Genomic DNA, 25,628 nt, shown 5'->3' on the forward strand with positions numbered 1-25,628 from the left:
AGTTGTATCTATCTGATAATACACATTTTATTTGGAATTAGGACTTTCGTCCAGTTACAAAATTAAGGTTTTTGAACAATTCTTTCTCTAGGAAAGGAGGAACAAATGACACGTATTGTTCACATGGAAACTTATAAACCAGATTACACTTACAAGACTGAAGAGATCGTTGAAGCAGCACAGCGCCTATGGCTAAAAGATGTTGATGAGACCACAAGACGTAAGGCCCTGAAAATATTTAAGGGCTCCAAAATAGATCAACGAAGTGCAGTTGTTGATCTCGAGACTGTCTTCTCCAACATTAGCTTTGAAGAGAAGAATAATATCTATAAAGCCAAAATGGTTGAGTATGGTAAGAGGTTATTGAAACGGACTTTTGAAAGATCAAATATTGATCCAAGCGAAGTGGACTATATTATCACAACCAGCTGTACTGGATTCATGATTCCATCAGTTGATGCATACCTCGTCAATGAATTTGGTTTAAAAAAGGATGTTGTTCGTCTGCCTGTTACGGAAATGGGCTGTGCGGGGGGAACGTCGGCCTTGATTTATGCCGATGAGTTTTTAAAGGCCAACCCCGATAAAACGGCCCTTGTGCTGACAATGGAAATCCCAAGTATCACATTTCAATTAAATGACCTGGATGCGGCCAATCTTGTATCAACTGCAATCTTTTCTGATGGCTTTGCTTGTGCTGTTTTAAAAGGTGGTGAAGGAAAAGGTGCCCATATTATTAATACCGATATGTATAATTTCTCTCATGGCGAATACCTGATGGGATTTGAGTTAATAAACTCAGGGCTAAAAATTGTTCTTGATAAAGATGTACCAAGTGCAATTGAAGGAAATTTTGAAAATATCTTTCTTCCATTCTTAGAACGTAATGGCCTGAAGATTGAAGATATCGATAATTATATGTTTCACCCAGGTGGAAAGAAAATCATTCAGATGGTTGAAGACTATATTGGTGATTACAACAAAGATATTTCAGAGTCTAAATGGGTTCTTGAAAACTGTGGGAATATGTCTTCTGCGACAATTCTCCATATCTTTGACAAGGTAACGAAAGAAAGGGTTATTGAAAGCGGACAGCGTGGCTATATGCTAGCATTTGGCCCAGGCTTTATGGCCCAAAGTATTCTTCTAGAGTGGAGGTCATAATAAAAGCGATTCTTAGATCTCTATTTATTATTTCCTTTGTCGGCGTTTTTGCTGGAATGCTTTTTTATACCAAGGATATCAAACAAAAAAATCCAGAATCGATTTTTTTAACTGATGAGGGGATGTATCAATTTAGAGCATTTCAGCAAGACTACCCGGAAGTTGACTCTCTTGTTGTTTACACAAATGAAACTCCTAGTGAGGAGGCGTATTTAAGACTTGAGAAGTTTGGCAATGAGTTGGCGCAGCTATGTGATGATGAGTGCTACTTTGTTTACCCTCATGATCTTGTAAAAGAGCGTGCGATTCTTACTCGTGAACTTATTAAGGGAGTCGATGCCCAAGCTGATCTAATCTCGTCTAATCGATTAGGATTTCTAATATTTAATAATGGTAAAAAAAGTCAGCTAAAAGATGTAATTCGTAAAATTGAAGAAAATCAAAGTTTCTTCTGTGCTGGCCACGAGTACACAAATTATCATCTTGACCAGTCATCTGCTCTCGTTCAAGAAAAGCTATTTCCTATTCTATTTGTCTTCTCATTTATTCTGCTGTTGGCCTTTATAAGAAATTTTCTAGCAACACTATTGCTCTTCGTTCCATGTCTTTTTAGTGCCATTTTTTCTTTGGCAGTCATTAAGTTCTTTTTTGGAACGATGAATATGGTGACTTCAATTGTTCCACTTATGACCTTTGTTATCGTGCTCTCTCTTGGTCAGCATATCTATTTTACAGCGAGAAAAGAAGGAAGCTTATCACTTGCCCTTAAGAAAAAGATAAAGCCTATTTCTCTTATGCTTGTGACAACCTTCATAGGTTTCTTGTCTCTATATGTGAGTGAAATCTATGTTATTCGAGTTTTTGGACTACTCAGTAGTCTTATGATTCTTCTATCTTCATTAGTCTCAATGCTCTGGTTATTAAGTGTTGAGAAAGTCTTAAAGCTTGAAGAAACAGCTCATGTGAAATTGTCAAAGTATCCAGGAAATAGTTTATCTGGAGCAAGCCTATTTCTTATTTGTAGTATCTCTCTATTTATTGGGATATGGGGGGCAATGAATATCGATATCATTACAGATGCGACGAAGTACTTTCCTAAAGATACGGCCATCGCAAGAAGCTTTAATGAAATCTCTCCAATCGCTGGGGGAGTGCCATTACTAGAAATAGGAATGGGGGATTTAAGCTACGAAGATTTGAAAAAGATAAGTAATATTGAAGATGAGCTAGGGACTCTCGCTGGTGTGAGTGTAATGTCTCGTAACCTTGTGGTGAGAAAGATTAACCAAGCATATAGTGGGCATACTTCACTACCTGATAATCAATTTGCCTATGCGACTCTTTACTCAAAGGCCGCAGAAGGAATTCGAGAAGCTTATCCAATCGATTCATTCTATAAGATTACTCTTTTAGGGACTCCTTTGAATGTCGATCAATATGAAGATCTTTTGGTAAAAGTAAGAAATACCCTAGGAGAGAAGACCTACATACTTGATGGCCTTTATTATAATTTAATGATTTCACAAAAAGCGATGGTACATACTCTTTCAAAAAGCTTTCTTTTGAGCTTATTTATTATGGCCATTATTGCTGTTATTTCATTAAAGCAGTTAAAGCTGTTTATGATCTTCATTCTTGTAAACACTATGCCACTGGGATTATCTCTCGGCTTTCTTAATTTAACAGGGATGTCCCTAAATATCGCGACTGTGATGACATACAGTGTGGGGCTTGGGATTGTTGTTGATAGCACCTTTCACTTATTGCATTTCTTTGATGAAAGAAGAGGTGGCTTTTTGTCGTATGTTGAAACGATCGTGAAACCAATACTGACAAGTTCGCTGACACTAATTATCGCATTCTTATTGTTTGGAATTTATGACTTTCTACCTATTAGGGAGTTTGGTGTAAACTTATCCTTCATTTTGTTTTGTGGGATGATTTTTGATCTCTTTGTTCTACCAACTCTTTACTTAGGTAGCTCTTCTTTAAAAGAGGTTATGGAGGATTGGGAATGAATATCTATGATGTACTAATTGTTGGTGGTGGTCCCGCGGGGGCACTCTTTGGTCATCTGATGGCCAAAAATGACTCTAAGATTTTAATCTTAGAAAGAAATTGGGAAATTGGCCGTAAGGTATGCGGTGAGTACCTTTGTCCACAGGGTGTAAAGATATTGGATGAACTTGAGTTAAAGTCGGTCTATCAAGACTTTCTTCCTTTAGAAGGGATGATCATTCATACTGCCAAGAAAAACAGGGTAAATACAACTTTTCCAAAAAGCCATGGTAAGAAAAATTTTGGAGTCAGTGTTAATCGCCAAGTTCTAGATAAACGGTTAATTAACCTTGCGAGCGATAGTGGTGCTCAAGTTATTTTTGGAAAGACTGTCGTCAGAATGGAGTACTTAGGCACTTATTGGAGAATTGAAACTTCTGATCATGATGTCTTTTACTCTAGGCTCTTAGTCGGTGCAGACGGAAGAAACTCTTTTATTGCTCGAGAACTAAAGCTACAATTACCAAACTCAAAAAAACGCATTGCTTTACATGCTTGGCTTGAAACAAGTAAAACAGCTTCTCGAAAAGGGCAAATGTTTATTTTTGATAAAGGAAGCTATATCGGTGTCGATCCTATTTCGTCAAGAGAGTTAAACCTTTCACTTGTTTGTAGCGCCCAAGAGATTAAAAAATATGGTAATGCAAAAAGTACATTTGAACATTACCTTGATCAAATTAAAAATGAACTTGGTGTTGAGCTAACAGAGGATGCAAAAATCCATACTAGCTATCCGATTGAACATAATGTTAGAGATGTCATTGGGAATAATGTGGCCTTAATTGGTGATGCTGCTGGTTTCGTTGATCCTATTACTGGTGAAGGGATTTTTAATGCACTACTTACTGCTAAAATGCTTTTTGAAAGTATTAATATTACTAAAACATGCTTTGATTATAATCAGTCTCTATTAATTTACAAAGAGAAGAAATCGAAAAATTTTCGAGAGAAAACTTTTCTTAATATTGGGTTTCAATGGCTCATTCGTCGTTCATGGTTAATTGAAGTCATTGCGAAATTTTTAAATCATAGTCAAAAAAGAAGAGATAACTTTATCGGAATTATTGGAAATATTCACACTCCAGTTAAGGGTCTCTTTAAAGTCATTTTTTCTTGAGGTATATATGAAATTTATAAAGCTACTCACAATGCTATTACTCTTACAAACAAGTCTCCATGCAGAATCAAAATTAACCCTTAAATATGATAGTTATGACAAAGCACTTGAAGCAAAGAATCGTATCTTCTTTAATATGTCTTCTACAAAGGCCGGAGTCATAACTACGGACTTTAAAGGTGTAGTTAGAGATGCAAAGATAACTTATTCGAAAGATAGAAAAGGTAATTACAAAGATATTTCAATAGTAGTTGATACAAAGCACTTAGATACTGATAATGATGCACGCAATGAGAAGATGTATGAGCAATCTCTCGAAGCAGAAAAGTACCCAAGGCTTATTGTTCGTATACCTGGCCCAGTAAGACTCGGTGAGTTAAATAAGGGAAGCATTGAGATAAGAAATAAGAAGCACTCAATTGACCTATTTATCGAAAAAGTTGTAACTGCTGAGGGGGAGGTATCTTTAGCTGGGAAGTCTGTTTTGTCCCTTAAGAAGCTAGAGATCCCTGACCCATCAATTTGGATAGCAACTGTTCACGATGAAGTTGAGGTAAAGTTTTACGTGGTTCCTTAAAGTAATTTCGGTCTTTTATGAAGATTTTTTGCTAAATTGATAAATTTTCTCAATACTTTTTAGCGATATAATGATAGTTTCAAATAGTGAAATGGGCTAGGGCATTATTCATCACATTCATCCTTATTATCTTGGCGCTTCCAAGCATTGCATTAGATAAATATGAAGTTCTTATTCTTCATTCTTACTCGCGCGACAGTATTTGGACGGACATTATTGATCAGTCTATTAAGAAGCATCTTCATAGTGATAAGAATCACTTAGACGTTTATACAGAATATATGGATTCTAAGCGTTTCTTTGGTAAGGACTATGGTGAAAGATTATACAATCTATTTTCAATTAAATACTCTGACAGAAATATAAAATTAATTATCACTTCTGATGATAACGCTTTTGCCTTTGCAATGAAGTATCGAGATAAATTATTTCAGAATAGTCAGATTATTTTTACAGGAATTAACGGTTATAATAACGAGTTTAAGCAGAAGTATCGTAATGAGAATAACTTTACGGGACTAGTTGAAAGCTTCAAGATTAAAGAAATGCTTGAGCTTTCTCAAGAGCTACATTCCAGGGCCAAAAAGTTTTATATAATCAACACAATTCATACTCCAAGTGGTCAGTATCTAAAGAAAGAATTTCAAAAGTCTATTGCTGAATTAAAGTTAGAAGACAAGGTTGAGTACCTAGAAGATATAAGCGCAAGTGATCTTTATAAAATAGTTGAAACTCTAGAGAAGGGCTCTTTTGCTCTTTATGGTGGCTTCTCTCGTGATCGTGATGGAAACTTTCTCGATTTTGAGAAGAACCTTGGCGAATTAGCAAAACACTCGAATGTCCCTATTTACGGCTTCTTAAAGTACTATCTTCCATATGGGTTGACTGGAGGCTACTTCACAAGTGGTGAGCTATACGGAAAGGAAGCGGCCCTTATTGCAAATAAGGTCATTGCAGGTGAGGATATCAATTCAATCCCAATTGTTGAAAATGTGGAGGCTCCGATAATTTTTGATTACGCAAAAATTGTTAAGTACGGTCTAGATTTCCACAAACTACCTGTTAGTTCACAGATTATTAATCGCAATAATAAACTACTTCGTTTTTATGAAGAATATACCTTTGAGTTTTGGTTTATCCTTTTCTCATTTGCGTGCCTGTTTATTAGTCTCGTGGTTCTTGCTTATCATTTTGAACAACAAAAGAAGCACAAGAAGGCCGTACTTCGAATTAACGAACAGCTTGAGGATCGAGTCGAAAAGAGAACAAGACAGTTAATTGAACAACAGTCGAAATTGATCAACTCGGCCAAGCTCGCTTCAATTGGTGAGATGGCCAGTGGAATTGCTCATGAAATTAATAATCCTCTGACAATTATTGATTTAAGTGCCTATCGAATAATTCAATTGGCCGATAATGAAGTTGTTCTAAAGTCTGCACAAAAGATAAAGCTGACGGTAGATCGCATCTCAAAAATCATTAAAGGGCTTAAGCAGCTGGCCAAGGAAGACGCTAGTCTTTCAAGTGAGCTTGTCAATATTAAGACGGCCATTGAAGATGTAATTTCAATTTGTAAGGAAAAATTTAAAGAGAATGAAATTCACTTCAAAATTGATGTTGATGAGAATTTAAAAGTTCATGGTGCTCCTGTACAAATCTCTCAAGTTGTTCTCAACCTCCTTAATAACTCTTTTGATGAATTGGTTCAGGGAGATACTGAACGCTGGATTAAGCTTGAAGGAAAGAAAGAGAAGGATATCGTTGAAATTTCTGTGACGGATTCAGGCAAGGGGATCTCTGAAGAGATATTTGAAAAAATCATGGAGCCATTCTTTACAACTAAGGTTGATCAAAGAGGTACTGGCCTTGGTCTAAGTATCTGCAAAAATATTATAGAGCACCACAAGGGCCGTATCTTTGTTGATAAATCATGCCCTAACACTCGCTTTGTCATTCAACTACCTACCGCTTAAATAATTAATTACATTCTAATCAATAAGTGATATTTATTTACAATGAGTAAAATTAAGGTCATTAGTCGGGCCATTGCATTCATATTCTTCTTTTTAAGCTCCTTTGTTCAAGCATCAGATGCCTTTGAGATTCTTATGTTGCACTCTTATGAAATGGGGAATATTTGGACGGAAGAAATTGACAGCTCTTTTCGTTTTCACTTGCAGAGTCGTCGAAAATACTCAATGAAGTTTTATACAGAGTATATGGATTCTAAAAGGTTTTTTGGACGCGACTATGATGAAATTTTAGCAAAACTCTACGCGACAAAATTTAGCTCTCATAAAATTGATTTAATTGTAACAACTGATGATTATGCCTTTGATTTTGCAATCAAGTATCGAAGAGAGATTTTCAATGATGCTCCCATTATCTTTAGTGGTGTAAATGGCTATGATAAGTTTAAGCGTGATATCTATCGAACTGAGAAGAACTTTACCGGAGTCGTTGAAACATTTGATGTGATACCTACTGTTAAAGGTGCCCTGAAAATTAATCCGACTGCCACTAAGATATATGTGATAAATACACAGTTTTCTCCCTCTGGTCGCTATCTAAAAAAACAATTTGAGAGCTCATTTGAAAAAATGCAGCTAAAGCAAAAAGTTATTTATCTTGAAAATTACAATATGGAAGATATCTATGAAATGGCCAAGCATTTTGAAGATGACTCAATTGTTCTCTTTGGGGTTTATGCTAGAGATCGTGATGGGAAGTATTTCGAATTCGATGAAAATATTAGGACTCTTAGCAAGTACTCTAAGCAACCAATCTATGGTTTTCTAAAGTTCCTTCTTAACAAAGGGATTGTTGGCGGAAATCTCTCTGATGGTACGGCCTATGGCCGAGAAATCGCTCGAATGGCCGATGAGTACATCTATGGAGAAAAGAAAATTTCAGAGATTCCTATCATAACTCATTCTATTAATGATCTTGTTTTTGATCTGGATCAGCTAAAGAGATATGAGATTAGTATCAATAAATTACCGGAAAACTCTAAGATCATTAGTTACTCGTCTAGCTTTTTCCAATTTTATCATGACTATAAAATAGAGTTATTAGTCGTTTTGGCCTGCTTTGTTTGCTTATGTATTTTCTTCTTTATTCTACTATATTTCTTTGAGAAGCAGCGTAGCTATAAAGACTCTCTCATTAAAGTGAATGAGAAGCTTGAAAGAAATGTACATGATCGAACTGTACAACTTGTGCAACAGCAGTCCCAAATTATTAACTCTGCTCGTTTGGTATCAATCGGTGAGATGGCCAGTGGGATCGCTCACGAGATTAATAACCCGTTAACAATTATCGATTTGAGTGCGAATCGAATTACTCAGCGTACTAGTTCTGAAAATATCATTAAGAGTGCTGGGCGAATTTCGAGTACAACTTTTAGAATTTCGAAAATTATTAAAGGATTAAAGCATCTTGCCAAGGATGGAGATAAGTCAAAATTCACAGACTTTCACCTTATTGAGGCAGTGGAGGATGTCACATCACTGTGTTATGAAAAGTTTAAAGAGAATGATATTGAATTCAATATTAATGTCGATGAATCAATTGTCATTCATGGCTCAATTGTTCAAGTCGCTCAAGTTCTTCTTAATCTAATCAATAACTCATTTGACGAACTTATCAATGTTAAAGGCGAAAGAAAGATTAACCTAAAGGCTATTTCGATCAAGAAATACGATCAAGAGTACGTGGAAATCTCTATTACTGATACGGGGAGCGGGATTCCAGAGGGTATTCGAGGCAAAATTATGGAGCCCTTTTTTACAACAAAGAAGAAGAATAGGGGAACAGGACTTGGTCTAAGCATCTCTAAGAATAATATTGAAAAACATGGTGGCGAGTTTTATCTTGATGAAAGCTCATCTTTAACTCGCTTCGTTTTTACTATTCCACTTAAAGCTAAATAGTGGCACCACGGTGCCACTACATATATATTACTGAGCTCGTCGATCAAAAATTAACCTTACGCGATTTGCGTCGCAGACTTCATTTTCTTCATTTAGGATATCAACTGCAATATAACGAATACCTCTTTTTGAGGCCTCATATGAAGAAGATTGAAGCTTACTCTTTAATAACTCTTCATTTTCTATACAAGCTTCAGGTGATCCATTAGTTTGTGATTTTGTATAATCAAGATCAAGTGTTCTCGTCTCTCTTGCACGATTAAAGAAAAGACCAAATTGACAAAGTTGACCAGATTCTGTGTTCCAAGATGTTTCAATTGAAAAGACATTTAAGTCACTATCAGCAGTTAAAAGATGGAACTTAATTCCTTTGTCTAAGAATACCTTTGGCGTTGTTGTGTATTCAACTTTGTAGCGTCTGATAAATTGACCACAGTCGTATCCTGTTCCCTTAACGAAGTATGTTGTTCCAGTTGGTAGTGGCCAAATTTGAGCGCTAACTGAAGATGCTAAAAGTATAGTTAGAAGAAATAGTCTTTTCATTATAGACTCCTAAGAAATTTAATTAGATCTTGGCGATCTTTCTTTGTTAATTTAATAAAATTATCTTTTGCTTGTTTTGCTTCTCCTCCGTGCCATAGAATTGCTTCTTGAAGGTTACGTGCACGGCCATCGTGAAGAAATCGAGTGTGGCCATTGACTGTCTTAACAAGGCCTAGGCCCCAAAGGGGAGGTGTTCGCCATTCTCTTGTTGTGGCCTTCCCTTCAAATTCATAAGAGCGGGTATCATCGGCCAGCGCATCTCCCATGTCATGTAGGAGCATGTCCGTATACGGGTAGATCTTTTGATTATTTAAAACCTGATTCTTTGAATTTGATCCTGTCGTGAATTCTGGCCTATGACATGCTTGGCAGTTTATTTGGTGAAATGCCTTTTTTCCGTTCTTAATACTTGGGTCACTAAAGTCTCTTCTAGCTGGAACAGAGATTAATTGTGTGTATAGAGTTACTTTATCTAAAAGCTCTTTTGAGATATCTTCCTGTGTTTGTTTCTCTAAACAATCAATTTGGACGAGACTGCATTCTTCTGTTGGAAAAAGGGGACTTGTTATTCCTAAATCGCCATTGAATGCGGCAGCATTTTGCTCTAGGAGATTTGGACGAGAAGCTTTCCAACCAAAGCGCCCAAGCATTTGTCTTTGTTCAATTATTGAAAAGACATAATTTGCACGGCCTGAAATGCCGTCATTATTTAAATCTTCAGGATCTTCTCCTAAAAGAATATCTTCTTCATTAATATTTTCAAGAAGTCCAAGTCCAATCATCTGTGGACCGACTCGTGGTGAGACAATGGTATTGTCTCCTAAGCTTCCATGAGTCAGCTTTCTAAAAATGTAATTTGGCTTTTTAAGCTCATAAGTTTCACCATCGGCAAAACTTCCTGTGATGGTTTTAAACTTTACGAAGACTTCACCTTCTCCTTGAACACCCTCAATACTGTGAGGTTGAAATTGGTCGCCATAGAATGGATGAGGCCGTAAATTCCCATCTTCTCCAATTGTTTTTAAACGAAAGAGAAGTGAGATATTAGTTTTACCATCATTTTCTGGAAGCCCACGTCCTCGTCCATCTAGAAGGTGGCATGATGTACAAGAAGTCGCATTAAAAATTGGTCCCAGCCCATCTCTTAAAGGAGTCGAAGAAGGGGATGTTATCCAAGCTCCTTTAAAAAAGCTATTTCCAACTTGAAATTGTCGCCTAAGCATTCCACGTGTACCACTCATCGGGTGTGAGAAAGCATTCACGGAAAAGTCCAGTGTAGTCCCGGCACCTGCCGGGAACTTTTCACTGGAATATGTATTAAAATTTAATACGAATAAAAATGTGAGAACAATAGCTCTTACCATTGTACTGGCGTCTCAAGCTCTTCAGAAATTTCAACAAGCTCAATTGCAAGTTGTTCCATCTCTTCGATTGAAGCTAGAATTTCTGGTCTTGCATTTTCATCTAGAATTGCTTGATCAAATGGTACAGGAAGACCTGCTAGCATTTTATTGATTTTTGCAACTCTGTTGTGAATTGTTGTTGTAAGAACAGTGTTGTCTGTTAGACCTAGGATTCCTGTTGATTTAAGTACATTGGCAACACCCCAGAAGTTCCACTGAATATCCATATGAGTCATATCAGAAAAACAAGAGTGCTCATCTTCTTGACCTTGAGTTTCCCAAGCGACAAACATTCTTTCACCTGAAAGTTCATCTCCTGACATATAGATCATTCCTGAAAGAATATTATTAAGGGCCTCTTTTTGATCTTTTGCTTCAAATGTAGCTCTGTAGTTATCTTTGTTTGGTGCCCAAGCATCAACTAGTTCAGTTAGGTGATCAATTAAAAGACTTGTTGCTGTTGATAAATATTCTGCACGTCTTTGAGCGTTCTTTCCAAGACCAATGACATAGTCTGTGTGAGGTCTATCTCCAGCGCCATCAACTGAAAGGTCCTGTCCCCAAAGTAGGAATTCAATCGCGTGATAACCAGTAGAGATATTCTTTTCACCATTGAGTTCATTAAGTGAAGTGAGAATTTCTTTTGAAATCACTGGATAGTCAGTTACGTTGTTTACGATACCTGCGTTTGGTGCACCTTCAACATAGTCGATATAAGCTTCATCTAGTGGCCATGCATTCAAAAGTCCCTCTGGACCTTCATCACTATCGATAGGGCCATTATAGAATCTGAAAACTTCAGACTGTCCATAAGGAGCTCTGGCTTGCCTCCAAGACTCTCTTGCCATTTCAAGTGTCATAACACCCGGGTTAGAGATGAAGAATTCAACGTCGTCTTGAAGAACAATCGCCTTATCAAGAGATTCTGTATAAGTCTTGTAAACTAGGTTTGTGTAACCTTTAATTACTGATTGTGCTGTCGTTGTAGCAGAAGTATTTAAGCCTAATCCTAGTGAAATCAGTAAGATAGATCTTTTCAACATATTCTTATCCTTTGTTAAAGTTATGATTGTTTGTTGGAACTAAGGTTTGATACATCAAACATTAGTTAATATCAACAATTAAGTTCATTTTTTATTAGAATAGACTTTATTTACATAGGGTGATTTAATTTTTTGTATGTCTTTATTTCGAATCGTTGCGCTAGTTCTATTATCACTAAGTTTATTTGCGTTACCAATTGGCCATGAGTCAGGTTTCTTGGGAAATACAACCTCTCGGCCAGGTGATATTGGTGCTGCTTTAGTGTTCCCATCTGCGACGGCCTATCTTAAGCATGATGAAATTAAGATTTACTTTGGTCTTATGTACACAAGACAAGACATTGATGTTGAAGGAACACAAGGCAGTGATTTTGAAAGCCAGTTCATTCCGTATTTTACTGGTTTTGCAGGGGACTTCTTTGGGATAACATTTACGAATTTTGTTACTTATAGTGGGACAAATAATGGAACTCTTGCCTTTGACATTAATGGAATTAGGGGAAGTGCTAATATTCAGGGCGAAGAAACTGTACTTGGTATTAGTGCTGCTAAGAAATTAAATAAAAAAATCGCACTTGGGTTTTCTGGAAGTCTTAATATTCAATCCTCAAAAACATTTTCGACTTTCTATGGAAATATTGGCGGCGATGAATACTTACAAACAATAAATAATCGAACGAAATATATTATTATAAATACTCTTTTAAGTGCATCCTATATTGAAAAAAATCATTTCTTAAGTGCCTCCTTGGCATTTCCTGGAATTAAGTATTCTTCATCGAGTACACAGGAGTCATTTTTACGTTTGAATGCTGACCCCACTGTTTTCACTAGGGAGACAACAAAGCCAAGCTATAAGAGTAATCCTGGTATAAATTTAGGGTATAGCTACCTATCGCCAACGAGTTGGTCACCCTCTTTTGAAATTTTCTATGATATTTCGAAAGATATTATTTCGTTTGACCCTAATCAGGAGCAGAATCGAAACAAGTTCTCAGATGATATTTGGCTAAAGCTTGGTTTAAGTTCTCCTGAATATACGATGTCTAAATTTTATAAAGGAACGACATACTCATTTTTACTTGGTTTCCAGTATCGTGAAGTTGAAAACAGAGTGGCAGAGGATCTACCTGAAAATATTTCTCGTACTTATGAAGCATCAGTGGGATTTAAGCTAACTAACCGAAAGGCCAGCCCGATTTTTGGTCTTTATTACCAGACTCAAGATGGTGCTTCAGACACCAGTGTCATTGGGCTCATGTATTCTTCAAATTATAATATTTTTGACTAATTTATGTAGACTTGGCTCTATATTGTGGTGTAATAAGTCTCGTTCTATTTTGGCTATGTCAGGAGATTTATTATGAGTACAATGGCCCAATTCTTTAGTCGCAATTATCGACACTTTAATGCCGCTTCACTAGTTGATGCATCAAAGGCTTACGTTGACCATTTAAATAGTGGAAAGAAGATGATGATCACTCTAGCTGGTGCCATGAGTACGGCCGAGCTTGGGGTTTCTCTTGCTGAAATGATTCGTCAGGATAAGGTTCAAATTCTTTCTTGTACAGGTGCAAACCTTGAAGAAGATATTATGAATCTTATTGCATACAACCACTATAAGCGAATTCCAAATTATAGAGACTTAAGTCCCGAGGAAGAAGAGGAGCTTTTAGAGCAAGGTTTTAACCGTGTGACTGATACTTGTATTCCAGAAGAGACTGCCTTTAGAAAACTTCAAAAGTATCTTTTTGAAGAGTGGTCTAATGCCGCTAAAGCAGGAGAAAGACTTTTTCCTCACGAGTTTCTTTATCGTATTCTTCGTCGTGAAGATTTCGCTAAAGAATTTGAAACTGATGTTGCAAACTCTTGGGTTATGGCCGCTTGTGAAAAGAATCTTCCTATAATCGTTCCTGGTTGGGAAGATTCAACAACGGCAAATATCTTTGCTTCTTACTGCTTAACAGGAGAGCTTGAACCATCACTTGTAAAAAATGGGATTGAGTACATGATGTACCTTGCTAAGTGGTATCCTGAAAACTGTGGTGATGGTGGTATCGGGTTCTTCCAAATTGGTGGCGGAATCGCGGGAGACTTTCCAATTTGTGTTGTTCCAATGCTTAACCAAGATATGGAAGACGATGTTCCTCTTTGGTCATACTTCTGCCAAATCTCTGATTCGACAACAAGCTACGGTTCTTATTCAGGAGCTGTTCCAAATGAAAAGATCACTTGGGGAAAACTATCCTCTAAGACCCCAAGGTTTATTATTGAATCAGATGCGACAATTGTCGCACCACTTGTTTTCCATTACGTATTGGAAAACTAAGCTCATTGCTCTAAGATAGAGGGGCATGAGAATACAATTTTTATACAAATTTGGGGCATTCTTTTTAGGATGCCTTTTTTGTTTTACCATTCATACACAATTAGGTTGGTCCCCAGTGGTCGCTTCAGCTCTTGTTGGTCTAGTTGCTGGTTTAATTCCAATGAGAATGACCATTCAAGCAGCTGTCTACACAGGTAGTTTTGCTGGGATGTGCTCAAGTGAATTAGTAACCAATTACTGGGAAATACTAGGGATCTCTCTCATTGGTGCAATCTTATATTTTTACACTCTTAGAATTTTTCAGGGCTTTGGTGGTAAGCTTGGAACGATTGCCTTTGTTAGTGTTGCCCTATTCTTCTTTATCAAGGGGAGTATCATATGATAACTGCAATTGGAGTTTCTCTTATTGGTGCACTTTCAACTTTTCATCTATCTCATTTTAAAAAGATAGGGGCCGTTAGAGCTTCTGCACTTTTAACTTTAGTTGCTTACGCTATCTTATACTTTATAGTGCCCAATTATGAAATGATGGCCGTCATTTTCTTTGGCTCAACCTTTGTTGGAATGAGTTGTCCTACAAAGATGCATAATTATACCATTATCATTGGTGCTGTTTTCTTTGCTCTTTTCTTTCAATATCTCGTTCCGTATCTTAAAGGATATGGTGGAGCACTTGGAACTAGTGCATTCTTGAGTGTTTTAGTCATTCAATTGGTTTTATATCTTGGACGTAAACTTGCCAGATCAAGATAAGATTGCCATCATTTTTATATGAGAAATCTTTTACTTCTAATTACGCTACTTATTACTAATATTACTTTTGCAATTGAAACTGTCCAAGTCACCGGCAGTATCGAAATCAATACACCAATTGAAGAAGTTTTTGAATTTGTGGCCGATCCAATGAACGATCATCATTGGCGTAGTGAAGTAAATGATATGGCAACCAATTCTCGTACTTTTGAAGTTGGGAGTACTTTTAGAGAAGATGCGTGGATTGGTATTCGTAAACACTTTATTACGACGACAGAACTTATCGAATTAAATGCTCCTCATCAGGCCTTATTTGAAACAGTAAGATCAAACCCATATTTCTTAAGAAGCAATCGCATGTTTAAAGAAAGTGATAATGGAACTATCTTTACGTATGTGGTGGACTTTGATCGTCGTATGATTAAAGAGACCTTTGGCTTTAATGCAAAGCCAGAGGTCGTGGTAAAATTATACGGTGTTCTTATGAAAAAATACCTGAAGAAATTAAAGAAGAAATTAGAGTAGAGTTTCTCTAATAATCATAAAGATTCCCATCACAATTAAGAAGTAACCAAAAATCTTTTTAAGCTTTTCTTGCGGCAGCTTATGAGTCAGTGCCGAACCAAATTGTGACCCAACAATTGCTAGAGCTGTAAAGATAGCAATAAACTGATAATCAAGCTCTAGGTTAGGTGAGTTGATAATATTTCCCACAAATCCAATTAGAGAGTTAATCGCAATAATCAGTAGGGAAGTTCCAATGGCCTTCTTCATTGGGACATGAAAGAAGTTTACCAGTGCTGGAACAATGAGGAATCCGCCACCAACTCCAATGAGCCCAGTTACAATCCCGACGACACTTGCGGCCCCAAAAATCGTTAGATTTGATGAGGATTTAACTTTGATATTCTTGCCGTTCTTTAGCATTGAAACTGATGCCAGGAGCATAATTCCTGCAAAGATATAGAGTTGAACCTGTCCACTTATGAAAGATGCCAGATAAGTTCCAAGATAAGTTGAAAGCATTGTCATGGCACCAAATTGAAATGCTAATTTTACAATAACATTCCCATTCTTGTGGTGTCTTAGAGTTCCCATAAAGCCTGTTAGACCGACAATTGCTAAACTCATGGTAATGGCAATCTTTGGATCGATTTTGACAATATAAACTAAGATTGGAACCACGAGGATTGACCCGCCTCCACCTAAAAGTCCAAGAGTTGTTCCCGCGATAAGTGCTAATAAATATGCCATGTATATTTCCTCCTGAAATCAGTATAGGGGATTAATTTTTCTTAAACATTGATGGGGGTCAATGTCTTTTCCCATAAATCTATTTACTCTATGATAGGAGGAAATTATGGATAATTTAAATATAAAAACATTCTTTGATGAGCAAACTTACACACTAACTTATGTTGTCTATGATAACGTGACAAAGGATGCTGTGATTATCGACCCAGTTCTTGATTATGATCAGGCATCATCAACGATCACAACAGAGTCAGTTGAAAAAGTTGCAATCTTTGTAAAAGAAGCGGGACTTAAACCTCATTATATTTTAGAAACTCATGCTCACGCAGATCATTTAACTGGTGCGCTAAAGCTTAAAGACTTTTTCCCTGGTGTGAAAGTAGCAATTAATGAAAATATTAAAATTGTTCAAGAAGTTTTTGGTGCAAAGTTTAATATCTTAAAAGAGATTAAGCTTGAAGACTTCGATGCCTTCTTAAATGAAGATGAACCACTAGTGGCAGGAACAATTGAAGTGAAAACGATCTTCACTCCTGGGCATACTCCAGCATGTTCTTCATTTATCATTGGTAATAATGTCTTCACTGGAGACGCTCTCTTTATGCCTGATTATGGTACCGGAAGATGTGATTTTCCTGGTGGGGATGCAAACGCACTTTATGACTCAATTACAAAGAAGCTTTATACGTTACCAGATGAGACAAATGTTTACACCGGTCACGATTATCAGCCAGGTGGGAGAGAATTAAAGTATAAGAGCACAATTGGTGAGAATAAGAAGAGTAATGTACATCTTAGAGCAGATACGAGTCGTGAAGAGTATGTACAATTTCGTACAAGTCGCGATAAAACACTTGCTGCACCAAAGTTACTTCTTCCAAGTATTCAGGTAAACATTCGAGGGGGGCATATGCCTGAGCCTCAAGATAATGGAGTTCGTTACCTTCAAATGCCATTAACATTTAAAGATTAAAAAACTAATAAGAGAGTGCTACAGGTGCTCTCTTTTTTTCTCTTCTGCTAAGATCTCATCCTTGGCCTGACTTTGTAGATCTTCAACTTCGTCAAATTCGTCCATAATTTCTATGCCAAAGAAGGTCTCAACAATATCCTCAAGTGTAATCACACCTAGAATTGTTCCGTAATCATCACTTACCATGGCGATATGTTCTTTTTCTCGAATAAAGCGCTTAAAGAGGTTTCGAAGAGGGGTTTGGCGATTGATAATAGCAATAGGCCTAATAATTTGTAATTCATAAAGCTTCTTGTCTCTATTATTTTCGATAATTGACTTTGCAATATCTTCTTTATGGATATATCCGCTGATGTCGTTAACAGTTTCACCAAAACAAGGGATACGTGTCACAGGAGCCTTTAGATCGTATACAGAGGCGATAGTATCTTCAATATTTACCATAAAGACCTTGCGGGCAGGAGTCATGACTTCTTCAATGACTTTTCGAGATGCCAAAAGTGATTCTTTTAAGAATTCTCCCTCATCTTTTGCTAGTGCCTTTGTTTGAACACCTAATTCAATCATTGATTCAACTTCTTCTCGACTCATCTTATGTTCCGCTTCTGTCTTCAATAACCTCATCAGTGTCATTGATATAAAGAGAATTGGCTTTAAAATAAAGATCAACGGTGGAAGAATCTTTAATAAGAAAGGTGTTAGGCTCTTCCAGTAGTGGTGCCCAAGAGACTTTGGAATAATTTCGGAAAGGTAGAGAATGGCCAATGTAAGGACGATCGAAACAGCTGAGAGGTAGTACTCTATGTTGGCACCACTAATTCCCATTTCTTTAAATATTTGAATCGATTCCGAACCAACTCCTGCGGCACCCAGAGTGTGGGCAAATGTGTTAAGAGTGAGGATTGCGGAGATGGATTCATCTTTATTTGAGGCGTACTTCTTCAATGCCATGGCATAACTACGATTCTGGCGTTGGGATGCCAAAATAAAACTGGGGGTAATAGAAAGCAGGACAGCTTCCATAATGGAGCATAGAAAGGAGACGCCTATCGAGATGACTATATAGACTATTAGCATTTTTATACTTTAATTTGGCTTTAATTTTGTGTCAAATTAAGTAACGCCCAAATATAATACATAATATATATTAGATGTTGGTACCTTATCGTTATTGTCGGCCATGGGCACTTGTTCATAATGATAGCTAAGGGGCCAAGTTTAAGTTAAAATAATGGGGATTAATACAAAATTGAGGTTTATATGAAAGTAACTGAATTTATGACTAAAGATGTAACAACTTGTCGCGATACTCAAACTGTTGCAGATGCTGCAAAAACAATGCTTGATCTAGGTGTGAGCGTTATGCCAATTCTAGATAGCAGTGATAAGCTTGTTGGAATTGTAACTCAATCTGACTTTATCGGTAGAGAAGTTGAGATTCCACATGCACTAGCTTCTATCAAGAGACTATTTGGAATGGATTATAATCTTGGTGATGTTGAAGATATTTACAAGAAAGCAAAGAGTAAGCCACTGTCAGAGATTATGACAAAGAATGTAACGACAGTTACTTCTGATTATTCGCTAACTGCAGTTGTTGAGCTTATGATGAAAAAACAACTTAAGAGAATTCCTGTATGTGATGGGGATAAGCTAGTTGGTATCATTACAAGAAAAGATATTTTAAAAGCTTTTGAAAGTGTAAAATAAAAAAGGCCTCGTTAGAGGCCTTACTTTTATTCTTTTTATTGCATTTCTGCAGTCATTTCACAATTTACTGATTCTACATTGTACCAGTTAGCTTCTTGAGTTGCGTGGTCGTAACCATCGTATAGCCAAGACTCTACTGTAATTTCATAGTGATCAAACATGTTTTGGTCGTATCTTTGCTTTCCTGTGAAAGTTGATACGAACTTGTAGTCTACGATACCTTGGTCAACTACAACTTGTACTTTCTTTGTTGAAACAAGAGCAAGGTCTTTCATAACGTTACAGTTGTTAATGATAGCATCAACGATTTTGTCGTTGTGACGTACTTCAAAAGTTGAGTTGATGATTGAAGCTGATGCCGAAAGAGTCATAAGTGCTACTAGAATAAATTTCATTTTTTTCTCCGTTGTTAGTAAGTGTATTATTAATTAAAGATTACAATTTCCTTTCACATCAGATAGTAATTGAATCGATAGCTTCTCTTCGTAACGGCGCCAGTTACTATAATCAGCATCTTCAATTTCAATCTTGATGTCATTTAGGTTATTTCCAATATTATCTAAGTGGGTAAGTTCAATTTTGTAGTAGTAATCAGTAATCCCTTGATCAACTCGATCTTCAGAAATTGCAATATTTCTGATATCAAATCTTTCTTGAGAAAGTCCTAGAGAACACTTCGTTAACTCTTTTGAAAGATAATTTCTAATCTCTTTTTGAATTTTAAACTGACCTGTTAAGATTACTCTTCCGCGCTCAACGCCGTTTCCAGCATAAGTCGTAAGGCAAATTAGTAGCAGAGCAATTAGCTTTTTCATTTATTATTATCTCCAAATTTTATTAATGAATGAGTTCTATAATTCCGATAATTCATTGAAAAGTATTCTATTAGGCGACAATCGCCTGTCAGGAGATTTATGAATCACTTTGGTCAAGATTTGGTTAAGATTAGAAAAGCAAACGGTTATAAGAGTGCGAAATCATTCTATGAAGTATTGGCAAAGAAAGGATTGGACTGCAATTATCAATATTTCGTTAAGATTGAAAAAGGGGATGCTTTTCCCTCTTCTGCCATTGTTAATCAAATTGCTAAATGTCTTAAGACTAAGGATGCCAATATTCTTATTTTGAGCTTTTGTCGCAACCAATTCTCTTCTTTTGATTACTTATTTAAAGAGGATAATCAGAGTGATGAAAAAGTCATCGAAGTCGCTTCAAAGGCCAATCAAGGACAGCGCTACCTATCTGTCATGCAGATCAATACGCTTGCTCAAACGAAGTCTCATTACTTTCTTTTTCTTATTTTGACCCTTTCAAGAAGTGCTTTGAAGATTAGTGAACTTAAAACTTACTCCATCAAAAAAAGTGTCGTTAACGATCTTATCAAGGCCGAGATTGCCTTTGAACAAGATAGCCTAATCTATGCAAGATCAACTGAGTTTCGCTTTCCAAAAGAGGAGAGTGAGGCTATTAAGAAGGCCTATGGTAAGTTTGATGATTGGGATATGGAGTTTGGCCAAAACTTTAAGTTCCAAAATCTCGTGAATAAGATGATGATTCGTAGAATATCTCCAAGATATCTTTCTCTTATAAAAAACCAAATCGATTCAATTTCAGATATCGTGCGCTTATCAGACGAGTCTGATAATCGCTACAATAACGAAGTTCTACATCTTCATATTTCTCTTAATCGAGGACAATTACCTGGTTAGGAAAGTTTTAAAGAAGTCATCCTTGGCCTTTAGAAATAAAGGGTAGCGGTTGTCATCTTTTATCTTTGTTTTGATATTAGTGATAAGACAATCATTGCTCTTACATGTTTTACGAGCGCTCGAGATTAACTTCTCTAAGTAGCTTTTAACCGGCGTATGAGAACAGCTTGATCCATTTAGGTACTCTTGCCCTAAGAAAATATAGTCACGAATAAAGGCGTACTTCTTTGGAGACACTTTCTTTAAATGGGCCGGATTTAAACGATAGGCCGCGATACTTTCTGCTGCATCTTCGCTTGGATTTGTTTGTCCATAAAGTGAGACCATTTCTTCGCGGTTATAGCGCCATCCCATTGGGTGATCGATCCATCCAGACATATCCCACCAAAAAGATGAGTAGTTTAAGTTATAGAAGTAGGCGAGGTTATGTCCAAGTTCATGAAAGAGACTATAGGCCTTTCCATCTTCATCAAGTTCGCGATCCCAAGGAGCGTAAAGTTCAATTGAAGCATTCGCAAAGATCATTCCACGATGGCCATAACCGATATCTTTCTTTATATGGCGAACCAGTCTTTTACTAACCCAAAGCTTTGGAAGGTGAGTTGGAAGAAGGTTCACACCTTTGATAATGGCATCCATTTGCTCAAGATCAAGTAATGCCGCATCCTTATTTGCATAGGGAGAAGTATTAAGGCCATACTTAAAAAGTAGGAAGATTGATTTCTCGATGAGTTCATCACTTTCAAATAACTCTTTAAGCTTACAAGATTTTGTCTGACATTTATTGGCCGCTGCTATCTTACTTTTAAACTCCGCTTTATCTTTTAAACCATTGTAGACATAAGTCTTAACAAGTAGTGAATAGGCTTCATCAATTTTTGTATTGAGATAGGGCCTTGCATATTGTGTGATTTGCCAATTACTTGGAACCTTGGTGCTACATTTCGCACTATTTACTGTCTCAAAACTAGCGGCATATTCACTTAGTGCATATGCTTGAATTGATAATGAGATAAATAATAAATACTTAATGAAGGAATTTTGCATGAGTCTTTATGACAAAAATCCCTGTCGATCTCAATGGAAATAGGAAAAATCGCAATAATTATAGGGTCTAACGTCTTGTAAAGATGAAGCCTACGGCGATAAACGGTAGAATCATACAATAGTAAGAGTTTGTGACAACTTCCCAAGGAGAGATCTTAAATGTCACTCCTAGAAGTAATGCTTGGGCACCATAAGGAAGTAGGCCTTGAACCACACAACTAAAAATATCAATGAGAGAAGCACTTCTCTTAGGTGAAATATTTCCCTGTGCAGCAAGCTTCTTTGCAATAGGGCCTACGATAATAATAGAAACCGTATTATTTGCAACACACAGATTTGTGAGAGCAGATAAGAATCCAATACCTATTTGATCAGCGGCGTTCTTATTCAAGTGCGCAAACTTTGAAATAAGTCCTTGAATCTTATGAGAGATATAATCTAGTCCACCTTCTGATCTAATGAACTCACTTAGCCCACCTATCAAAAGAGAGAGTAAGAAGATCTCCTGCATATTACTGAAACCTCGGTAAGTCAGTCCTATAATTGTTGAAATTTCAAAACCATTAAATAGAGCGACTACTCCTGCGAGGATAATTCCACCTGATAAGACTACAAAGACATTCACCCCTAGGATAGCAAGTAAGAGAATGAAGAAGTATGGGAGTCCTAAATATAAATTTGTCGGCTTTTCAAATACTACATTTGGAGCAGAAATAAGAAAGAAGTAAACAATAATAGCGATAAGCGCAGCAAGCGATGCAATTTTAAAGTTCTCTTGAAATTTATCTCGCATATTACAACCCTGAGTCCTTGTGGCAGCAATGGTCGTATCAGAAATGACAGATAAGTTATCACCAAACATCGCACCAGACATAACTGCTCCCGCTAGGATTCCTAGGTTGATATCTGTTTTGGTTGCCATTGAAATTGCGATTGGCCCGATCGCTCCAATCGTTCCCATTGATGTACCCATGGCCGTTGAAACAAGGGCCGAGATAACAAAGACTCCTGGGAGAATGAGAGAGTTTGGAATGATCGATAGTCCGAGATTTACAATGGCATCAACTCCACCTGTCTCTGTTGCAATCGTTGAAAATGCTCCAGCAAGAAGATAGATGAGACACATGGTAATAATATCAGGGTGTCCTATTCCTTTTACAAATTTAGAAATATTATTATTGAAAGTATCTTTTGTCATAAAGAAGGCAAGAAAGATTGCAGGTAAAATTGCAATTGGTGCAGGCACTTGATAGAAAGCATGCTTAACACCTTTCATCTGGAAATAAATTCCAGAGCCTAAGTAGATAATGACAAATAAAACTAGCGGTAAAAGTGAAATCTTTTGCTTAATATGAGACATGAAATCACCTTACCATATGGCAGCAAATTGAGTCTAGAGAAATGACTTGATGATATCTTTTCTCGTGACGATACCAACAAGTTTATTATCTTTGATTACAGGCACTCGCTTGATATGCTTTTCAATCATAAATTGAATATAGCCTTCAAGATCAGTCTCTTCTGTTAGGGATTTCACATTTCTAGTCATGACTTCACCAACCCTTACTTCTTTAATAAGCTCGTATGTCTTTTCAAGTTGAGTAAAGTTTAAGTTATGTCCAAACGCCTGCTTAAGCTTTACCATTGCATGGGGAACCTCAACTTCTTTACCAACAAAATCAGACTCAGTAATGATACCGACGACATCACCATCTTTATTTAGGACAGGTAATGCACTAATTCGTTTATCACACATTAACTTCGCAGCGTCTTTTACAGTCTTATCTTCTGTGATCGTAATAGGCTTCTTTGTCATTATTTTTGTAATTTCCATATTTACCTCGTTGTTGTAACAGAAGCTATAACGGTGGGATTCATGATTGGTGTGAGTAATAAATTTGTTAAGTTAAATCTAAAAAATTTAACTTTAAAATTCTTGGCCAATCTGTCGATAAGAATGCATTGGTTTTTATACGTTATTTTGTGTTGGTCCCGGTACGGGTCCAATTAAAGGGGAGTTTGTTATCAATAAAGAATCGAAATCGACAGAAGTCGTCGAATCAACAATTAACAAAAATGTTTTCTTTACCTCAGCTTTCTTCATTCTCTTAATCACTGCCATTGGCTCTTTTTGGCCAGGACATTTAAGTCAGTTTTTTAAGGGGATACAGGCTTGGTTAATTGCTAAGGCCAGTTGGGTCTATGTTTTAGCAATGGGAATCATTTTATTCACGTCACTATGGCTAATGGTAAGTCGCCTCGGTGATATTAAACTTGGCCCAGACCACTCAGAACCTAGTTATACAAATTTATCTTGGTTTGCCATGCTCTTTTCAGCAGGAATGGGGATTGGTCTACTTTTCTTTGGGGTTGCTGAGCCAATCATGCACTTTAATTCTCCACCTGTGGGAGATCCCCAGAGTATTGAAAGTGCTCGGGAGGCAATGAAAATTACCTTCTTTCACTGGGGACTACATGCTTGGGGAGCTTATGCTCTTTTGGCCGTTTGTCTGGCTTACTTTTGTTATCGAAAAGGTTTACCGCTACTTCCAAGATCTGCGTTCTTTCCTATTTTAGGAGATAAGGTACATGGTCCACTTGGTGATATCGTCGATACATTTGCGGTTATCGGTACAATGTTTGGTGTTGCGACATCTCTTGGTTTTGGTGTTGCTCAAGTCAATGCTGGGCTTCACTACTTAATTGGTATTCCACAATCAGAAACAATTCAAGTAGGACTTATTGCTATTATTACGGCAATGGCCACTGTTTCTGTTGTTCTTGGCCTTGATGGTGGAATTAAGAAATTATCAAATATCAATCTTGCCGTTGCGGTTTTACTTCTAGTTGCAGTAATGGTCTTAGGTGATACTGTCCATCTATTTCAACAGTATGTTCAAAACACTGGATCGTACCTTTCAGACATTATTTACAAAACTTTCAATCTTTACGCTTATGAGAAAAAAGAAGAGTGGATTGGTGGTTGGACACTTCTATACTGGGGTTGGTGGATTTCATGGTCACCGTTTGTAGGGATGTTTATTGCGCGTATTTCAAGAGGGCGTACCATTCGTGAATTTATGATTGGAGTACTATTTGTTCCTGCTGGTTTCACATTCCTTTGGATGACTGTATTTGGTAATTCTGCCATTTCAATTGCACTAAAAGATACAAGTGGAAAATTTGTAGAAGCAGTTACGGGTAATGTTCCTGTTGCGCTATTTCGCTTTTTTGAGTTCTTTCCATTTTCGAGTGCACTTTCAATCCTAGGTGTTATCCTAGTTGTTACTTTCTTTGTGAGCTCATCTGACTCAGGATCACTTGTTATTGATACTCTTGCTTCTGGTGGGAAACAAGAACCACCTGTTTGGCAGAGAGTTTTCTGGGCCGTAACAGAAGGTGTTGTGGCAGCTGTTCTTCTACACTCTGGGGGACTAGAGGCCCTGCAAACGATGACGATTGCCTCGGCTTTTCCGATGATCTTCTTATTGTTAATTGCGGTTTATTGTCTAATAAAGTCTTTACGTAGTGATTATCTCTTACGTAATCAGGTTCTTAATCATACAAGTTCTGTTCAGTACGAAAAGGCGAGTATGACTTGGAAGGAGCATTTAAACGCTTTATTAAGTCACCCTAAACACAAAGTCGCTGAAGAGTTTTTAACTGATGTTGTTGAACCTGGGCTTAAAGAATTACAACAAGAATTTATCAAGAATGGACTAGAAGCGGTTATTCGCTATGGTAAAGATGATGCAATCTCTCTTGTTATCGAAAAGGAAGGAGTTGAGGATTTTAAGTATGAAGTTTACCTAAGGTCATTTGAAGTTCCTGATTTCTTACCTGGTAATCAAGAGAAGTATTATCGTGCAGAAGTCTTCCTACTAAGTGGGGGGCAAGAGTACGATATCTATGGTTACTCAAAAGAACAAATTGTTGCTGATGCTGTGACTCAATATGAAAAGCATTATCAGTATCTGCATTTAACGAACTCGGAGCTTGTTTAGCTCTGACACGAA

25 protein-coding genes are annotated in these 25,628 nt (G+C 37.0%); 15 read left to right on the top strand and 10 right to left on the bottom strand.

The genetic code is table 11. From position 1 onward, the window contains the following. Positions 1-105: 105 nt before the first annotated feature. The 6 genes from ABMA76_RS03330 (at position 106) to ABMA76_RS03355 (ending at position 8,848) form a co-directional block, all read left to right on the top strand. Positions 106-1,164: a type III polyketide synthase gene (locus tag ABMA76_RS03330; protein WP_392908991.1), complete on the top strand. Its 1,059-nt coding sequence runs from the start codon at positions 106-108 to the stop codon at positions 1,162-1,164. Continuing rightward, positions 1,152-3,182 carry a hypothetical protein gene (locus ABMA76_RS03335; protein WP_392908993.1) on the top strand — a complete coding sequence of 677 codons (2,031 nt, stop codon included), beginning with the start codon at positions 1,152-1,154 and terminating at the stop codon, positions 3,180-3,182. Before ABMA76_RS03330 ends, ABMA76_RS03335 begins: the two co-directional genes overlap by 13 nt. Next, on the top strand, positions 3,179-4,339 hold the full coding sequence (locus tag ABMA76_RS03340) for an NAD(P)/FAD-dependent oxidoreductase (protein WP_393060951.1): 1,161 nt from the start codon (positions 3,179-3,181) through the stop codon (positions 4,337-4,339). Before ABMA76_RS03335 ends, ABMA76_RS03340 begins: the two co-directional genes overlap by 4 nt. 7 nt (positions 4,340-4,346) lie before the next feature. Continuing rightward, entirely contained in the window at positions 4,347-4,916 is a 570-nt protein-coding gene (locus ABMA76_RS03345) for a YceI family protein (protein WP_392908997.1), read from the top strand. Positions 4,917-5,002: 86 nt separating this feature from the next. Beyond that, positions 5,003-6,889, top strand: a complete 1,887-nt coding sequence (locus tag ABMA76_RS03350) for an ATP-binding protein (protein ID WP_392908999.1) — start codon at positions 5,003-5,005, stop codon at positions 6,887-6,889. 42 nt (positions 6,890-6,931) lie between these two features. Beyond that, positions 6,932-8,848, top strand: coding sequence for an ATP-binding protein (locus ABMA76_RS03355; RefSeq protein ID WP_392909000.1), 1,917 nt, complete (start codon positions 6,932-6,934; stop codon positions 8,846-8,848). Between the two features lie 27 nt (positions 8,849-8,875). Here the strand turns inward: ABMA76_RS03355 and ABMA76_RS03360 are convergent, their stop codons facing one another. From ABMA76_RS03360 to ABMA76_RS03370, 3 genes are read right to left on the bottom strand one after another with little or no spacing between them, the layout of a single operon-like run. Beyond that, positions 8,876-9,391 carry a hypothetical protein gene (locus tag ABMA76_RS03360; RefSeq protein WP_392909002.1) on the bottom strand — a complete coding sequence of 172 codons (516 nt, stop codon included), beginning with the start codon at positions 9,389-9,391 and terminating at the stop codon, positions 8,876-8,878. Further along, a complete protein-coding gene (locus tag ABMA76_RS03365) occupies positions 9,391-10,755 on the bottom strand; it encodes a di-heme oxidoredictase family protein (RefSeq protein ID WP_392909004.1) in 1,365 nt (454 codons plus the stop codon). Before ABMA76_RS03365 ends, ABMA76_RS03360 begins: the two co-directional genes overlap by 1 nt. Next, positions 10,749-11,837 (bottom strand): imelysin family protein, encoded by a 1,089-nt coding sequence (locus ABMA76_RS03370; protein WP_392909006.1) that lies wholly within the window; start codon positions 11,835-11,837, stop codon positions 10,749-10,751. Before ABMA76_RS03370 ends, ABMA76_RS03365 begins: the two co-directional genes overlap by 7 nt. Positions 11,838-11,973: 136 nt before the next feature. Between ABMA76_RS03370 and ABMA76_RS03375 the strand changes: the two genes are divergently transcribed. From ABMA76_RS03375 to ABMA76_RS03395, 5 genes are all read left to right on the top strand, one after another. After that, positions 11,974-13,128 carry a hypothetical protein gene (locus tag ABMA76_RS03375; RefSeq protein WP_392909008.1) on the top strand — a complete coding sequence of 385 codons (1,155 nt, stop codon included), beginning with the start codon at positions 11,974-11,976 and terminating at the stop codon, positions 13,126-13,128. Positions 13,129-13,200: 72 nt separating this feature from the next. Continuing rightward, positions 13,201-14,166, top strand: coding sequence for a deoxyhypusine synthase family protein (locus ABMA76_RS03380; RefSeq protein ID WP_392909010.1), 966 nt, complete (start codon positions 13,201-13,203; stop codon positions 14,164-14,166). A gap of 25 nt (positions 14,167-14,191) precedes the next feature. Then, complete coding sequence (locus ABMA76_RS03385) at positions 14,192-14,548, top strand: hypothetical protein (protein WP_392909012.1); 357 nt, start codon at positions 14,192-14,194, stop codon at positions 14,546-14,548. Next, complete coding sequence (locus ABMA76_RS03390) at positions 14,545-14,919, top strand: hypothetical protein (protein ID WP_392909014.1); 375 nt, start codon at positions 14,545-14,547, stop codon at positions 14,917-14,919. The genes ABMA76_RS03385 and ABMA76_RS03390 overlap by 4 nt, the downstream gene beginning before the upstream one ends. Positions 14,920-14,937: 18 nt before the next feature. Continuing rightward, the gene (locus ABMA76_RS03395; RefSeq protein ID WP_392909016.1) at positions 14,938-15,444 is read left to right on the top strand and encodes an SRPBCC family protein; all 507 of its coding nucleotides are present in this window, start codon (positions 14,938-14,940) and stop codon (positions 15,442-15,444) included. Here the strand turns inward: ABMA76_RS03395 and ABMA76_RS03400 are convergent. Further along, on the bottom strand, positions 15,436-16,173 hold the full coding sequence (locus ABMA76_RS03400) for a sulfite exporter TauE/SafE family protein (protein WP_392909018.1): 738 nt from the start codon (positions 16,171-16,173) through the stop codon (positions 15,436-15,438). The genes ABMA76_RS03395 and ABMA76_RS03400 overlap by 9 nt on opposite strands. 106 nt (positions 16,174-16,279) lie before the next feature. Between ABMA76_RS03400 and ABMA76_RS03405 the strand changes: the two genes are divergently transcribed. Further along, positions 16,280-17,146 (top strand): MBL fold metallo-hydrolase, encoded by an 867-nt coding sequence (locus ABMA76_RS03405; RefSeq protein ID WP_392909020.1) that lies wholly within the window; start codon positions 16,280-16,282, stop codon positions 17,144-17,146. Between the two features lie 18 nt (positions 17,147-17,164). On the opposite strand, the gene ABMA76_RS03410 is transcribed toward ABMA76_RS03405, so the two are convergent. Then, positions 17,165-18,223: a CNNM domain-containing protein gene (locus tag ABMA76_RS03410; protein WP_392909022.1), complete on the bottom strand. Its 1,059-nt coding sequence runs from the start codon at positions 18,221-18,223 to the stop codon at positions 17,165-17,167. A gap of 183 nt (positions 18,224-18,406) precedes the next feature. Here ABMA76_RS03410 and ABMA76_RS03415 point away from each other — a divergent pair, with 183 nt between their 5' ends. Further along, positions 18,407-18,856, top strand: coding sequence for a CBS domain-containing protein (locus tag ABMA76_RS03415; RefSeq protein WP_392909024.1), 450 nt, complete (start codon positions 18,407-18,409; stop codon positions 18,854-18,856). Between the two features lie 35 nt (positions 18,857-18,891). Here ABMA76_RS03415 and ABMA76_RS03420 read toward each other — a convergent pair whose 3' ends face one another. Beyond that, complete coding sequence (locus tag ABMA76_RS03420; RefSeq protein ID WP_392909026.1) at positions 18,892-19,251, bottom strand: hypothetical protein; 360 nt, start codon at positions 19,249-19,251, stop codon at positions 18,892-18,894. Between the two features lie 33 nt (positions 19,252-19,284). Then, positions 19,285-19,671 (bottom strand): hypothetical protein, encoded by a 387-nt coding sequence (locus ABMA76_RS03425; protein ID WP_392909028.1) that lies wholly within the window; start codon positions 19,669-19,671, stop codon positions 19,285-19,287. Positions 19,672-19,770: 99 nt separating this feature from the next. Here ABMA76_RS03425 and ABMA76_RS03430 point away from each other — a divergent pair, with 99 nt between their 5' ends. Beyond that, the gene (locus tag ABMA76_RS03430) at positions 19,771-20,565 is read left to right on the top strand and encodes a hypothetical protein (protein WP_392909030.1); all 795 of its coding nucleotides are present in this window, start codon (positions 19,771-19,773) and stop codon (positions 20,563-20,565) included. Here ABMA76_RS03430 and ABMA76_RS03435 read toward each other — a convergent pair. The 3 genes from ABMA76_RS03435 to ABMA76_RS03445 form a co-directional block, all read right to left on the bottom strand. After that, positions 20,554-21,612, bottom strand: a complete 1,059-nt coding sequence (locus ABMA76_RS03435) for a hypothetical protein (RefSeq protein ID WP_392909032.1) — start codon at positions 21,610-21,612, stop codon at positions 20,554-20,556. The two genes, ABMA76_RS03430 and ABMA76_RS03435, sit on opposite strands and share 12 nt — an antisense overlap. A 67-nt stretch (positions 21,613-21,679) precedes the next feature. After that, a complete protein-coding gene (locus ABMA76_RS03440; RefSeq protein ID WP_392909034.1) occupies positions 21,680-22,972 on the bottom strand; it encodes a Na+/H+ antiporter NhaC family protein in 1,293 nt (430 codons plus the stop codon). Between the two features lie 33 nt (positions 22,973-23,005). Then, entirely contained in the window at positions 23,006-23,446 is a 441-nt protein-coding gene (locus tag ABMA76_RS03445; protein WP_392909036.1) for a CBS domain-containing protein, read from the bottom strand. 190 nt (positions 23,447-23,636) lie between these two features. On the opposite strand from ABMA76_RS03445, the gene ABMA76_RS03450 reads away from it, so the two are divergent. Next, complete coding sequence (locus tag ABMA76_RS03450) at positions 23,637-25,616, top strand: BCCT family transporter (protein ID WP_392909546.1); 1,980 nt, start codon at positions 23,637-23,639, stop codon at positions 25,614-25,616. The last annotated feature ends 12 nt before the right edge of the window (positions 25,617-25,628 follow it).

It is taken from the genome of Halobacteriovorax sp. ZH5_bin.2 (genome assembly GCF_043196375.1).
In the GTDB taxonomy this organism is placed as follows: Bacteria; Bdellovibrionota; Bacteriovoracia; order Bacteriovoracales; family Bacteriovoracaceae; genus Halobacteriovorax_A.